Here is a 15577-nt window from a genome sequence, read left to right on the forward strand (position 1 = left end):
TTTTCATCTTTATGATTCTTTTATTATTTTTTTAGTTGTTGTTCCTTTATTACTAGCTAATCTTAGTAACAAGGAATTTACATTGCTTAAAGGCAATGTACTTGTTATGGTATAAGTATTTATAACTCTTGTTGCAAAATCTATACTACTAATTACTGTAGATGTAGAAGTTGTCTTAAATGTTATTGCAGTTATTTGCCTTTTTAAAATTGAAGCTAAATTAGAGTTCTCTAAATCTAAAACTTTAGCTTTACCTTCTTGATTTACATCTAAATTTACTTGACCAAAAGGGTTTGTTTGATTTGTAGAATGATATTTGTTGCTTGTTGTACCGCTTTTAATCGCTGTAACTGTAAACTTGCCCAATGCTTCTAAGCGAGCTAAAGCCGTTCTTGAAGGTACTAAGTTAAACGAGCTACTATGTGCATAAATACCTTGGCATACACTAAATAGAGAAAAAAGAACCAAAAGGTAGGTTTTTCTCGTAAATTGTTTAACGATAAGTGAATTAAGGTAATTTTTGTTCATATTTAAAAATTCTACATTAAAATGGGTCTAAGTTTTCTAATTTTATTGGATCTTACTCTAACTAAATTAACATATGTTAAAAATAAGCAATGAAATTTAAATTTATTAACATTTTTTTAAGGTTTTGTTAATGAAATTTAAATTCAAGCGTAATATATATTTTTTAAAATATTGTTTATCAGGGTTTTAATTTATTGTTTATAATTATTATAAATTAATTGTATTTAATTATTATTATTTTTTGTAGAGTCTTTATCGTCTTCTGTAGCTGAAAACACTTCTGTTTTATTGGTAATTATCGTTCCAGCTGTGGTTACAGTAGCGCCTATCTGTAAAATTTTTGTTTCTCCTTTTTTAATTGTTAAAAGACTTAAATCCCATATACCAGTCGCTTGTGTATAGGTGGTATTCGTTGGTACTACAGAGGTTGATGCGTCGTAAGTTAAACCAGCTGGTAAAATGTCTTTTACCATTACATTAGTTGCATCTGCATCGCCTTCGTTTTTTAGTGTAATTGTAAATACAATGTTGTCTCCAACTTTTTTAATCGGTTTGTCTATGGTTTTTATTAAGTTTAAATCGACTAAACATGCATCTTTATTTGTGTCGTCTAAAACTGCAGCTGTGGTGGCTTGTTGTGTTGAAGCTCCGCTTATAATTGGAACTCCGTAATTTGGGCTTGATGCATTTGTCTCTACAGAATCGCCTAAACTATCGTCTGTTCCTGGGTTTGCCAAGTTCGATGTTTGAAAGTTTCCTGCACCTTCTATTGCGTCTGGACAGCCATCGTTGTCTGAGTCTGTATCTAATCTGTTTGGAATCCCATCATTATCTACATCAACATCACACACTTCGTCATAAGATAAATCTGTAATGCCAATACGTTGGTTGTTATTGGGTAGAGAAACTAAATTAGAAAATGTAATTTCTACTTTTGCAATAAGCTCTGGAAAAGTTAAATTTAAAACCCCTCCTGTGTCTCCATTAATAGCATTGCCTTCTCTACCAACTCCTTGGAATTTATTATTTCCATTAAATTTAATGTGATTGCCTAAAGTACCTCCATAATTAGAAGCTGTAATTTGTACAATAGAACCATTTAATCTATAGGCTTTTATTTCTACCAGATCATCAAAACCATCTCCTATGTTCGCATCAGAATCGATGTCTTGTATAGAAAATGTTAAGTCGTTTACAGGATTTGAAAATTCGAATGTGGTAATAACTCCTCCTGGAGTATTGTTTGCATTTCTTATTTGTAAAACTCGTTGACCAAAGCCAAAGCCATCTGTAACTTCTATATTTTCTAAACCTCCTACAGGATCTGTATAAGAAACCGTTAAAGTGGTACCATCTAATGTTGCTGAAGTGGCTGGTAAATCGTTTTGAAAATTGCTTCGCTCGCCTGTGAAAATGGTGCTAAAGTCTTGATCCCAATCTATAGAACCCGCAGTTGCAGTGGAACAACTATCTTCTTCGGTATCTAAAATACCATCGTTATCATCATCTACATCTACAAAATCTGGAATGCCATCCATATCTGCATCGTCGCAGGTATTAATATTTCCATTTAAATGAAAAGTATTTGTTACATTGTAAGAGGCTCCAACAACTCTACCTTGTGCATCTACTGTGGGTGCACCAGAACCATAAAAACCATTGTTATCTGCATCTGCATTATTAATAGAACCGTAATAAGCTTCATCTGCATCACTACATCCATCGCCATCTGAGTCTGAATCTAAATAATCTGGAATGCCATCGCCATCTGTATCTTGGCGAGGATTGCATTGGGTTTCTATAGCAGGACCTGTAAAATCGGTTATAAAAACTCCGACAGTAACTAAACCCCCAATAATATTACCATTCGTTTTATCGATTTGGACAATGCTTTGACCTTGATTGACATATAAATTACCATTAGAATCTGCTGCAGTTTGCCCTCCTGGCCAACTATGTGTTGTTGTAATTAATTGCCAGTCTTTAGTAGTTGTATTAAAAGACCAAAAGGCGCTTGGTCGTGTTGGGTTGTTATGAGCGGTTGAGCCATAAATTATAATATCTGCCCCTTCGTACAATGCTGTTATGTCACCAAAACCGTTAGCACCAGCGCCTCCAGGAGGGTCATTTTGAAAATCAAACCCATCTGCCAAAGCAGCGTCGTAAACATTTAAATCTTCAACATTTAAAACACTTTTACCATCTGTAGATAATTGTACTGCAAAAACATCTGACAAATCACCAGTTTGTTCTGAACCTATATAATACACTCCATCTAAATAAGAGGCACCTCCACTTTCTAAACTACCTCCCGAAAATTCTGGAAACGTACTTAAATCTGCAAGTAATGCATGCGTGTCTGTAAGTAAATTGTAAAAATAAATATTTGTACCTACTCCGTAATATAACAAATCGTTATCTGGGTTGGCTGCTAATGCGTTAATAAGACCTCCTGTAAAAGGTGAGGTTGTTAATAATGTACTACCTCCTGTTAAAGTATTTGTTGTATATATTCTACCTCCACTAGAGGCTACTAAAATTTCATTATTAACTGGAGTTGTATCTTCACAAACTAATTCGTCGCTATCTAAAATTCCATCATTATCATCATCTAAATCACAAATATCTGAAACATTGTCTCCATCTGAATCTATATTTCCAGACACTGCTGCGTTGCATCTGTCAACAACTGTTATTTCAAGATTTTTTTGATCGGAGCTTACGCCTAAATCGTCTTCGACACTAAAAAGTACTGAAGCATCACCTGTAAATTCGTCTAAAGGGATAAAACTAACAATACCACTACTGGAAACTAAATACGTACCTACACTAGGTATTATTAACGGACTATTTACTTTACCTTGGTTGCTAGGATCGTTCGGATCTGTTAGTCTTACTTTCGAAATATCTAAATTTCCATCAGGATCGCTTGAACCCACTAAAACATCTTTTGAAAAAGAAGAATTAGAATTTATTTGATTTCCTAAATTATCTATAACAACAGGTGGCTGATTTACAACAACGGTGTTTTCTGAATTAAACGTTATTTCTCCTAAAAAACTGACAGAGTTCTGCCTGTTATTACTGTCGTTAGAGCTACCGTTTCTAAACTTAATAATGCTAATATTTGTAAAATTTATTCTTACAATAAATTCTGTATCATTAGTATCAATCCCTGCTGCAAAGTCGGCATCACTTTGAAATCTTGTAAAATCTCCTACTTGAAAAACAGATAAATCTGTTGGTGGTGAGCCGCCTTCTAAAGTGTAAGAGCCCGTTACAACTGCATCGAAAAACTCAAACCCATCGACATCTATTGCTTCCATAGTAAACGATTCTAATCTGGCTCTTATTCCTTCATCAGTTGCTGTAACAACAGTATTATCGAGTACAAATTCTATTTGCCACTCTACATAACCAACTCCTAGTCCTGTATTAATTGTTGGTTCGAATCGATCATCTAAACCTATAACCGTATCTACCGTAAAAGAACCTGCATTAAATTCTTGAACATTCACTTTGGCAACAATGGTAAGAATGGCGTCCACAATTAAACCATCTGCAGATACTGCGACATTTTGATAAATATATTTCGCTCCTACACTTTCATCTGGTGCTCCGTTTGCTAATAAAGTGGGCCCTTGAGATAAATTAAACGAAGGTTTCGCTTGTGCAAAAAGAGAAATATTTGATGCTAGAAATATTATTATTAAATAAAATAAAAGCTCTCTATTTAATGACTTATGGGTAACATTTGAGAATAACATCTTAGATACGTATTTTTTAATAAAGAAAATAATGGGTATTATAGTGAAACAAATATAATTATTTTTAACATATATTTAAGAGAATATCTTAAAAGCCCCTTTATTTTAAAAATACTAACAGATTGTAAACAATAATTTTACATGTTTATTGTTAAATAAAATGATATTAGAAATAAATATAACAGATTACAAATACGCAATTTTCGTTTTAGAGAAAAAATAAAAAAAGAGTATCAATAACGCTGAAAAATAATGTTTTGTAGCTAAATTGTACCTCCAAAAAAACGGTTTCTTTTTCGTTTTTTAACACCATACCATATTTTATTTATTTGTGAAATTAATAAATACTTAAAATTTCTTTAAAACGTTGTTTAGAATTGTTCTAAATTTTTATTTTCTTAAAAATTTTGCAAAACCCAAGGTTACGAAAACGTTTTAGTAGGCGTTTTAATCAAAAGAATTTAATGTAGAATTAATGTTTTTTAGCTCTGTTAAAACTTCGGATGTTTTTGTGTTCTAAAATCTTAAATTCCTATATGAAGGTGCAGTAGGCAATATTTACCTACCAGTTAAATAAATGGTATTTACCTGTTGTTCATTTTAATAAAATTCTGTCAATTCGAATAAATTTTACAGTAATAAGTAACGTTTGTATCGAGAATACAAATTTTAGCTTTTAAATAGTTCTCGATATAATTTTTTTCGTTCCTTAAAACCACTCGAACGGACATTTTTTAGATGTCTTTAACTGAATACACACAATAATTAATTGTCTTGTATATAGGCATTTAAGCATAAATTCTCTTTTCTCTTTGGTAAATATGAGAAAAACTATTTCTAATTCTATTGTACATACGCTCGTTACTTGAATACATGGGGTTTCGTTTTTATGTTTCGCAACACAAATTTCTAAAACCCCATTTTTTTCAGAAAAAAAGTAAAAATGACTTCTTAATAAGAGATATTACAATTTGGAAGTAAGTTCTCGATTTCTTTTATAGTTTGTTGAGAGAATTTATTATCAAATAAATACAGTTCTCTAAGGTTTGTTAATTTTTCGATGGAACTTGGCAAGTTTGTTAGTTCGTTTTTACCTAAATACAGTACTGTAAGATTGGTTAAGTTGCCAATACTTTCTGGTAGTTCTGTTAATTTGTTTTTTCCTAACTTAAAAATTTTTAGGTTTTGAAGATTCCCTATAGATTTAGGCAATTCGGTTAATTTGTTATTGTATAATTCTAGGATTTCTAAATTTTGAAGTTTTACAACAGACTCTGGCAAAGAAGTTATTTGATTGCCACTAAGCCAAAGATATTTTAAGTTTTGTAAATTCTCTATGGTCTCTGGAATTTCCTTTATGCTGTTATTTTCTACATTAAAAAACTCTAAATTTAAAAGATTTCCTATAGATTCTGGCAGGGTTGTTAAAAGATTTTTATCTGCATGAAAAATCTTTAAGGCTTCCAATGTTCCTATGGATTCTGGAAGCTCGGAAATTTCTTGGTCTCTTATGTACAACTCTTCGACATACTTACTATTTTCCAATGCTTTGTCTAGAGAAGAAAGAACACGTAGTTCTTCTATATTTTCATCTTCTGTACAAGATGTTACTATAAAAAATACAATACATAAACTGTAAAAAAGGCTCATTTTTTTCATAATTAAATTTCGTTTTTAGGTGATTATTATTGCTTTTTAACAATTACTATGCCAATATTCTTAAAAATAATGAAAAATATATTGAAGAAATTTATAATAAACCCTCATTTTATCCAAAAAATAAGCTATAACATGATTAAAATAGCGTTAATTTTTGTTAAGTATCTATTAAGGTAAATTTAAAAAACTAAATTTGCGTTCAATTTAAAAAAACGTCTTTAGACTTTATAATTTATATCTTTTAAAAAAATGAAAAAAATACTTTCGATTGTTGTTTTAATTCCTTTTGTGGCATTGGCACAGATCAATAGTAACAAACAGGTAGAAAAAATGGCCAACTTGGGCGAATTGGTACCTAACAAAACAATTGATACCATACCTATTAAAATTATAAATGACTTAATTGTTCTAAAAACCAAAGTGAATGACACAGAGTTAAATTTGGTGTGGGACAACGGTTTTTCGTTTTCTGCCCTTGATAACTCTACATCTAACAAATTACAACTGAATGATTTTAAAGACCAAGAATCTATAACGGTTACAGATGCCGTTAATAAAAAGATAAATATGGATCTTAAAATAAGCGACAAAATCGATCTGGGTGCATTTACCATAAACAAAAGTCCTTTTCTTGTTGTAGATCTTAAAACTCTTTTTGGGCCTATGGCAAACATTCACGGCATACTTGGTGCCACAGTTACAAAAAAGTTGAATTGGAAATTTAATTTCGACAAAAATTTTGTAATCGTATCACAGTCGCCATTTGCAGAAGAAGGCATTACAATTCCCTTTGGATTGAACGAGTACAACACCATGTTTACCAGCATCGAGCTTAATGGTGTAAAAGATGGAGTAGAGATTGATTTTGGTTATAATGGAGACGACATTAACGTTACTATAGCTGCGTTAGAATTGTTTAAAGACACCAAGAAATCTACTTTTCAAGGTATTTCTACCATGTCTGTAAGCGGTTTTTCTAAACCAGATGTAAGTTATACGATAAAAGATTTCGAATATAAAATTGGAGATACCACAGTAAATCATCCGTTTAAACTTCACCTAACCTCTGCAGAACGCGGCGCAAGAATTGGTAACAAATTCTTTCGTCACTACAATTGTATTGTAAATAGTGCAAACCATACAATTATTCTTACCCCAAGAACAACTTCTTTAGAAAAGTCCGTAGAGAAAACCTTTGGGGTAAATATTTTAAAGACAGAAGATAAAATGATTGTAAGTGGTATTTATACCAGTTTACACATCAAAGAAAAGTATGGGTTAGAGCTGGGCACAGAAATCGTAGAAATTAATGGTAAAAAAAGTGTTGATTTTAAGAATAATTTCGAACTAAAAGATTTTCAGATACACCTTTTAAAGCAAGAAAAAGAATTGACGATTAAAACTCGAGATGGTAAAACACATCGTTTGATGCCACAGAACCGTAATTATGAGTAAGAAAAAAAGCATTTTAAAATTCTTATAACCTGAGTTCGATTAATATTTAGATAGATCTTATTAGCAAAAAAATATTCATTTCTTTACGAATAAATGGTAAGTTATTCAAGATAATTTCGCAATTTTCAACCAGATTGTTCATTGTATTAATTAATTTGATATTTAATAAATAAAGGATATTTTTGTCTAACAAACCATCTTTTTTCTAAATACGCGACAGATCAACTAACAAAAATGGGGGCAACTAAACAATGTTTGCTACCTATTTTATAAAAACAAGAATATGCATAACAAATTAAAACCAAAGTTTTTAATAACCGCTTTTATTTTCATGCTTATATATTCTTGTAATTCAAAAAAAACAAAACCTACAGTTGTAGTAGAAAACACAAGAAACGAAACATCAAACAAAACTAAAAAACCAAATGTAATTGTTATTCTTATTGATGATGCTGGTTATGTTGATTTTGGTTTTATGGGTAGCAAAGATTTAGAAACCCCTCATATAGATGCATTAGCCAAAGACGGTGTTATTTTTACAGATGCTCACGTAAGTGCAACCGTTTGTGCACCATCAAGAGCAGGAATAATAACAGGTAAGTACCAACAACGTTTTGGTTTTGAAGCAAATCATACAGGTGATCGACAAAGTGGTGATGTTGGTTTGGCAGATAATGTAATGACCATCGCAAATGCTTTTCAACAAAACAACTATAAAACCACTGCTGTAGGTAAATGGCACTTGGGCGCAACTGAAAGCGATCACCCAAACAACAGAGGTTTTGATGAATTTTATGGATTTTTAGCAGGAGCTAGATCTTATTTTCCAATTGAAAATCCTTCCAGAAAACGCATGTTACAATTCAATAAAAATCGAGTTAAATTTAAAGGATATTTAACAGACGTTCTTGGAGATTATTCCGTAAAATTTGTACAAGAAAATAAAGATAAACCTTTCTTTATGTACCTAGCATACAATGCTGTACATACGCCTATGCATGCTAAAAAAGAGCACTTAGAAAAATATAAAAATCATCCTAGAAAAAAATTAGCCGCAATGTCTTGGTCGTTAGATGAAAACATTGGCAAACTCACTCAAAAATTAAAAGAATTAGAGATTTATAAAAATACCATAATCTATTTTTTGAGTGACAATGGAGGTGCTGATAATAATACTGCCGATAATGGAATTTTAAAAGGATGGAAAGGAAATAAGTTTGAAGGTGGCCATAGAGTTCCTTTTATTATAAGTTGGCCAAAAGAAATACAATCTAACCAAACTTTTAACGGTTTAACATCTTCTTTAGACATTTTTAAAACGGCCATTTCTGCTGCGGAAATTCAATTAGAAAATAAGATTCAACTGGATGGAGTAAATCTTATACCGTATTTAAAAGGAGAGAAAAAAGGCAATCCTCATCAAGAATTGTATTGGAGAAAATTAGAAGAATCTGCCATGCGTTACAACGATTTTAAATTGATAAAATTAAAAGGTTATGGAGAGGTATTATACAATTTATCGAACGATATTTCAGAAAAAACAGACCTATCTAAAACAGATTTAGAAACCTTAAATCTATTAAATGGTAAATTATCTGTTTGGCAATCTCAAATGATAAATCCGCTTTGGACAGAAGAAAAAAACTGGATGGATGTTACCTATCATATTCACAAAAGGTTAATGCAAAACAAAGAAGTATTGTACACAAAACCTGTTAAGAATATGAAAATCTTAAGAAACTAACAATCAAAAAAAGATTGCCCAAATTAAATACTATTGTACAGCTTCAGTTTGTTTTTTAGTTAGAGCAATTATTGTTAATTAAATCTTCTAATGAAGGATTGTAACTATTAAATCCGGCAGAAAATTTAATTGTTTGGCTATTTGCTTGTACAAACGGAACTAAAGAACAAAAATTAGTTAATGAGTCGTTAGATAAAACTCCAATATTAGCAGAAGAGGTAATACCTTCTAAACCATTTAAGCTCATTAAATTTAAATTATCTAGAATTATTATTTGAGGAATTTGTTTTAAATTCTCTAGACCCTTTAAATTGGTTAATAAATTATTATTAGAGAGAAAAAATTGAACACCTATATCAGTTAAACTATTTAAAGAATTTAGAGTTTCCAATTTACGGTTTTCGGCAATTCTTAAACTATTTGAGATATTAGTTAAATTCTCTAGACCATTTAGCGAGTTAAGTTCAAGATTGTGTTCAATTTCTAGAAAATTTAATTTTGTAATTTTTTCTAAACCACGCAACGATTTTAAGTTATCGTTATATCTAATTAAGATACCTCCATTGATAATTTCTAAATTTTCCAAGGCACTTAAATCTTCCACTTCATTTGTATAGTTAATAATTAAATTCCCATGAATTGTTTTGTATCCTTTAATAATTGGATCTTCTAAATCTTTAAGTGATCTTATTTCTAAATCTCCTTCTAAATCTGTTATAAGTTCCATACTATTGTCACTTGATGAACAAGAAATTATTAAAAATAAACCGATAACTGCTAATAATTGTTTTTGAATCATAATTATATTTTTTGGGGTTGAATTTATTTTTCGTAACAAAATTAATGCCAATTTTTTTTATTTGTTATTTTTTTTTATAATTATTGCCATTTATTATAACAAAAATCATTCTAGATACAGATTTAGTAATTAGAGAATCTACGAAACTTAATGTATAAGCATGTACATTTTATTGCTTATAAAAAGACAATTGTAACTGGTTTAACATTTTTTAAACTTTAATTTGTAACAGAAACTTTATGTTTGCGACTATCAACAAAAATTAATTATGAAAAAAATTATTTTTCTATTGTTACTTTTTACAATAACTACAAATCTTGCACAAATAAAAGGAACCATTACCAATACCAAAGGCGAACCTCTTTCTTCGGTAAGTATTTATGTCGATAAAACCAATAACGGAACAACTTCTAACAATAATGGAGCCTATATTTTAGAGCTACCTCAAAAAGGAAGATTTACCATTATTTTTCAGTTTTTAGGTTATGAAACCGTTAAAAAAGAAGTAAATATAACCTCTTTTCCTTTTGAGTTAAATGTAAAACTAAAAGAAGAAAACGTGGTTTTAGATGAAATTTCTATCTCTTCGAAAGACAATCCTGCCAATGCAATTATTAGAAATGTAATTGATAACAAAGAAAAAAATACAGATAAGTATGCCAATTATACTGCCAAATTTTATTCTCGAGGTCTTACAAAAATAAACAATGCTCCAGAAAGTTTTTTAGGAGAAAATTTAGGTGATTTTGGTGGAGGTTTAGATTCTACCAGAAGTGGCATTATTTACTTATCGGAAACATTTTCTAACATATCTTTTCAAAAAAAACCTAAGAAATTTAAAGAAAACATTGTGGCCTCGAAAGTTTCTGGACAAGATAATGGTGTAAGTTTTAACAGAGCAGAAGATTCTAGCATCGATTTGTATGCCAATAGCATCGAAATTTTCAACAATTTAATATCACCAATTTCTACAAATGCATTTAGTTATTATAAATATAAATTAGAAGGTACTTTTTATGATACAAACGGAAAACTCATCAACAAAATAAAACTAACTCCAAAAAGAAAAGGCGATCGTGTTTTTGAAGGTTTTATATATATTGTAGAAGACGATTGGGCAGTGTATGGAGCAGACGTAACCACAACAGGCACACAAATAAACATTCCTATTGTAAACTCGTTAACATTAAAACAGAATTATAAGTATTCTAATAAAATAGACGGTTGGGTTTTAAGAACACAAACCATAGATTTCGATATTGAATTTTTCGGATTTAAACCCAATGGAAAATTTTCTTATGTATATTCTGAGTATGATTTTAATCCAGATTTTAACGAAAATACGTTTACTAACGAAGTTTTAACGTTCGAGAAAAACGCCACTGAAAAAGAGGCTGAATATTGGAAAAAATTACGTCCAGTGCCTTTAACCAAAGAAGAAATAAAAGATTACTCTATAAAAGACAGTATTAAAACAGTTCGAAAATCGAAGAAATATTTAGATTCCATAGACGCAAAAGGAAACAAATTCGGTTTACTAGATTTATTAATGGGTTATTCGTATAGAAATTCTTATAAAAACAAGACTTTTTCTTACAATGGTCCCTTGTTAAGAACAAGTTTTAATACAGTACAAGGTTTAAATACGTCTGTGGGTTTTAGTTATTTTGAGCAAATCAATAAAAAAGGAAAATGGTGGACTGCAGGTGCCAACGTAAATTATGGTTTTTCTGATGAAAGAGTAAGACCTACTTTTTATTTTACTAAAAAATGGAATAATTTTTCCAGACCAAGACTTACTGTTTCTGCAGGTGTTACAACCCCTCAATTTAACGGAAGAGAGCCAATTACAAAACTGAACAATCTTTTTAGTTCTTTGTTAGATTGCTTAAATTATTTAAAAATTTATGAGAAACAATTTGCTAGAGTTCGTTATTCCGAAGAAATAAAAAACGGTATTTATTTTTCTTCTTCTTTAGAGTTTGCAAAAAGAAAACCGCTGTTTAATACCACAAATTATTCGTTTGCACCACAAGATAAAAACGGAGGTTATACTTCTAACAATCCTTTAGATCCAACAGATTTTACAAATGCTGCTTTCGAAACACACAATATTGCCACTTTAAATGTGGGTGCCACATTTGTTATTGGGCAAAAATATTTGTCGTATCCAAACCGTAAAGAAAATGTTGGTGGTTCTAAGTTTCCAAGAATACATGTAGCATACACCAAAAGGTTTGGGGCTTCTAATACTCAATTAAATTCAGATTTATTTTCGGCAAATCTTAGGCAAAATTTAAATGCAGGAAATTATGGGAAATTCGAATATAATATGCGAGGTGGTCTCTTTTTAAAGAAGAAAAATATCGCTTTTATGGATAAGTTGCAGGCAAATGGAAACCAGCTTCTTTTTCCTTTAGACAACCAATTAACCAGTTTTGGTTTGTTAGAGTATTACAAATTTTACACCAACGATAAATATGCAGAAGCACACGCACAACACAATTTTAAAGGTGCTGTTTTAGGAAAAATACCGTTATTAAATAAATTAAACTTCCATTTAATTGGTGGCGTAAAAGGTCTTTTTATGGCCGATAAAAAACCATATACAGAATATTCTGTTGGTTTAGATAATATAGGTTTTGGCAAATGGCGCCTTTTACGAGTAGATTATGTACGCTCTAATTATGGTGGCGTTGCTAAAGACGGTTTTTTATTTCGTTTAAACCTTCCTTTTAACTAATTTTGAAAAATGAAAATACAAACACTTTTTTTCGGAATCACTTCGGATTTGGTCGCAACAAATAACTTAGAATTATCGGTTTCAGAAAATAGCTCTGTAAACGATTTTAAGATTTTATTGAAAGAAAAATATCCACAGTTAAAAAACATAAATTCGTATGCAATTGCAGTAAATGAAACATATGCAGAAGACAATTTAGTTTTAAAAAATAATGATGTTGTTGCTGTAATTCCGCCTGTTAGCGGAGGATAAAAACCTCTTTTAATTTCCCAAAAGAAAAAAACACTCTTGTGGAGTGCATGATATAAAAAATTACAAAAGACACGAACTTCACAAGTTATTAAACAGAAACGTACAAAAAAAAAATCGCAAAGATTGGCGATGTTTTCTATGAATCTATGGGAAAAAAATTACCTCAAATATTTCTTATCAATATAAAAAGTACCAAAAGGTAAAACAGAAGCCAACATTATAATTCCTAAAGTTTTATTGTTCCATTTCATAGGTTTTTGCAACATAAAAGCCAAGACAATATACAGCATAAACAAAATTCCATGAGGCATTCCTAACATTTTTACATACGAATCGTTACCTTGAAAATATTTAATAGGAACTGCAATAAAAAGCAGTAATAAATAAGAAATTCCTTCTAAAAAGCTAACAATTCTAAATACAGTCTTCATTTATTTTTGGTTATTGTCAGTTCGAGTGATTTCGATTTTTCATCGAAATTATATCGAGAACTTTTGGTTTTAAATTTTGATGCAAAAATACAAATTTGTTTTCCTATTTTTGCTTAAGTACTTAACTTGTTTCAGTATCTACATAAAAATTATTATTAGTTTTAACATTTTATAAAATGAAGAGAACTTCCATTAAAATAACCCCAAAAAAGTTAAATTTACAAGAATGTTACAATTTTGTAGAAGACGATTCTTGTGGCGGAATTTCTGCATTTATTGGAACAGTAAGAAACAACACACAAGAAAAAGAAGTAAAACAATTAGATTTTTCTACCTACAAACCTATGGCGATTAAAGAAATGCAAAAAATCGCAGATTTGGCTTTAGAAAAATTTCCCATTCATAAAATTGCGATTCATCATGCAGAAGGCATGTTGCAAATTGCAGAAATTCCTGTAATTATAACCGTTTCTTCTAAACACAGAAAAGCTGCATTTAAAGCTTGTGAATTCGCAATAGACACGTTAAAAGAAACAGTACCCATCTGGAAAAAAGAATATTTTTCTGATGGCGAAGTTTGGGTAAATGCGCATCCGTAGTTTTTAGTAGCCAGTTTTCCAGTCTTCAGTTTGCAGTCAGTTCTTTTCTCACAAAATTGCAAAATTTTTTATTATTTAGCTTCAAAGTTTCAGAGTCTGTCACTTCGAGTGATTTCGATTTTTCATAGACGTTATCCCCGAAATTTTCGGGAGAGAAGTTTTTAGTTTGCAGTAGCAGTTGCAGTTTTCAGTGCTTACTGTTGTGGTTATTGGTGTGAAATTTTTTCTCTCGCAAACTAGCGAAGTTTCAAAGTTTTTTAAAATTCGCTACTGCTACTGAAAACTGCTACTGTTACTGCTACTGAAAACTGCTACTGTTACTGCTACTGAAAACTGCTACTGAAAACTGTTACTGAAAACTGCGACTGGCAACTGAAGCTTGCAACCACAAATAAAACTGCAACCCAAATAAAATTGCACCCGCTAATAAATGAATTGCTTGCGTTCCAAAAGGAATCTCGGCATAATACATTAAAATGCCTGTAATGGTTTCTAAAAAGATTAAGAAAACAATCCAATTTACAAGTTTGTAGCCTAAATTTTTTAACTGATTTAAATACAATAACCCCAAGTTTACCAACACAATGGCAATGGTAAACGATCTATGAAAATAGAATTTAAAACTCGGATTCATTAAACTATAATTCTTGTTTTCGAAGCCGTATAATTTCACTTGCTCGTCTATAAATTGTCTTACTTGCGTTCCCATGGCAATTTGTATCAACGAAAAAATTACAGAAACAATTAGTAATTTATTAAATAACGAATTGTATTTATAAACCATTTTATTTTCAGAAATTATAAATTTTAGCCATAATAATAAGGCGATAATTATTAAACCAACCACCATATGAAGAGTAATAGTTGCAGGCATTAAATTAGAATCTACGACTGTTTTTCCTAGCCAAGCTTCAAACAACATTAAAAAGAAAGCTGTGTAAGCGAGTATAGGAATTCGTTTGTCTTTCTTTCTATTTTTATAAGCACCGTAAATTAAAAACAGAAAAACAAAACCTGCTAAAACAGAAACAAGTCTGTTGATATATTCTGTCCAAGTATGGTATTTGTTAAATGTATTGTAATCGTGTTTGGTATATTTTGCCCAATTTTTTAAATTGAATTCAGAAGAGGTTTTTAAATCGTGTTCTGCCACAAATAAAGCCTCGTCTTTTATAATAATATATCCTTTTTTGAACACCGTATTTGGTTTCCAGGTAATTTGCGCTACCGAAGTTGGTGGAATATAGTATCCAAAGCATTTTGGCCAATCTGGGCATCCCATTCCAGACCCCGTCATTCGAACTACAGAACCCGCTATAAAAATTAAATACACAGAAATAATAGCAATTTTTACGACTTTTGGAAATCTATTTTTCATCAAAAAACTTTTTACAAAGATACTTCAAAAATTAGTGTTCGAAAATATTTAGAGGAAGCTTCTCTCGCATAAAAATTCTAAATAAACAAGCTTTTTAATTAAAAAAGAATTGTGTTTTTCTTTTAGTATAAATTTTATTTTTTATTTCTGATGATATTTTTCTTTGAAAAAGTTCTTTTTAGGAATGCCAGCAGTAGCAGTAAGTTATGTTTTTTTTAGGTT

Annotated in this window: 11 protein-coding genes; 5 read left to right on the forward strand and 6 right to left on the reverse strand. The window is 30.5% G+C overall.

The window, feature by feature from the left end:
* Positions 1-9: 9 nt before the first annotated feature.
* The 3 genes from JL193_RS07565 to JL193_RS07575 all read right to left on the reverse strand — a co-directional run bounded on the left by JL193_RS07565 (position 10) and on the right by JL193_RS07575 (position 5954).
* The gene (locus JL193_RS07565; RefSeq protein WP_207973203.1) at positions 10-468 is read right to left on the reverse strand and encodes a hypothetical protein; all 459 of its coding nucleotides are present in this window, start codon (positions 466-468) and stop codon (positions 10-12) included.
* A gap of 284 nt (positions 469-752) precedes the next feature.
* Entirely contained in the window at positions 753-4295 is a 3543-nt protein-coding gene (locus tag JL193_RS07570) for a DUF11 domain-containing protein (RefSeq protein ID WP_207973204.1), read from the reverse strand.
* A 951-nt stretch (positions 4296-5246) separates the two neighbouring features.
* A complete protein-coding gene (locus JL193_RS07575; protein ID WP_207973205.1) occupies positions 5247-5954 on the reverse strand; it encodes a leucine-rich repeat domain-containing protein in 708 nt (235 codons plus the stop codon).
* A 249-nt stretch (positions 5955-6203) separates the two neighbouring features.
* Between JL193_RS07575 and JL193_RS07580 the strand changes: the two genes are divergently transcribed.
* Complete coding sequence (locus tag JL193_RS07580) at positions 6204-7409, forward strand: retropepsin-like aspartic protease (protein WP_207973206.1); 1206 nt, start codon at positions 6204-6206, stop codon at positions 7407-7409.
* Between the two features lie 283 nt (positions 7410-7692).
* On the forward strand, positions 7693-9153 hold the full coding sequence (locus JL193_RS07585) for a sulfatase-like hydrolase/transferase (RefSeq protein ID WP_207973207.1): 1461 nt from the start codon (positions 7693-7695) through the stop codon (positions 9151-9153).
* A 55-nt stretch (positions 9154-9208) separates the two neighbouring features.
* On the opposite strand, the gene JL193_RS07590 is transcribed toward JL193_RS07585, so the two are convergent.
* Complete coding sequence (locus JL193_RS07590; protein ID WP_207973208.1) at positions 9209-9952, reverse strand: receptor L domain-containing protein; 744 nt, start codon at positions 9950-9952, stop codon at positions 9209-9211.
* A 268-nt stretch (positions 9953-10220) separates the two neighbouring features.
* Between JL193_RS07590 and JL193_RS07595 the strand changes: the two genes are divergently transcribed.
* Together JL193_RS07595 and JL193_RS07600 are read left to right on the forward strand one after the other, a co-directional pair.
* Positions 10221-12695: a DUF5686 family protein gene (locus JL193_RS07595; RefSeq protein ID WP_207973209.1), complete on the forward strand. Its 2475-nt coding sequence runs from the start codon at positions 10221-10223 to the stop codon at positions 12693-12695.
* A 9-nt stretch (positions 12696-12704) separates the two neighbouring features.
* Positions 12705-12947 (forward strand): MoaD/ThiS family protein, encoded by a 243-nt coding sequence (locus tag JL193_RS07600; RefSeq protein ID WP_207973210.1) that lies wholly within the window; start codon positions 12705-12707, stop codon positions 12945-12947.
* A gap of 158 nt (positions 12948-13105) precedes the next feature.
* Here JL193_RS07600 and JL193_RS07605 read toward each other — a convergent pair whose 3' ends face one another.
* Positions 13106-13378 (reverse strand): DUF3817 domain-containing protein, encoded by a 273-nt coding sequence (locus tag JL193_RS07605; protein WP_207973211.1) that lies wholly within the window; start codon positions 13376-13378, stop codon positions 13106-13108.
* Positions 13379-13554: 176 nt separating this feature from the next.
* Between JL193_RS07605 and JL193_RS07610 the strand changes: the two genes are divergently transcribed.
* Positions 13555-13977, forward strand: coding sequence for a molybdenum cofactor biosynthesis protein MoaE (locus tag JL193_RS07610; RefSeq protein WP_207973212.1), 423 nt, complete (start codon positions 13555-13557; stop codon positions 13975-13977).
* A 349-nt stretch (positions 13978-14326) separates the two neighbouring features.
* Here the strand turns inward: JL193_RS07610 and JL193_RS07615 are convergent, their stop codons facing one another.
* A complete protein-coding gene (locus JL193_RS07615; protein ID WP_207973213.1) occupies positions 14327-15355 on the reverse strand; it encodes a COX15/CtaA family protein in 1029 nt (342 codons plus the stop codon).
* Positions 15356-15577: the final 222 nt, after the last annotated feature.

Origin of the sequence: Polaribacter batillariae (assembly GCF_017498485.1) — a bacterium.
Taxonomy (GTDB): Bacteria; Bacteroidota; Bacteroidia; order Flavobacteriales; family Flavobacteriaceae; genus Polaribacter; species Polaribacter batillariae.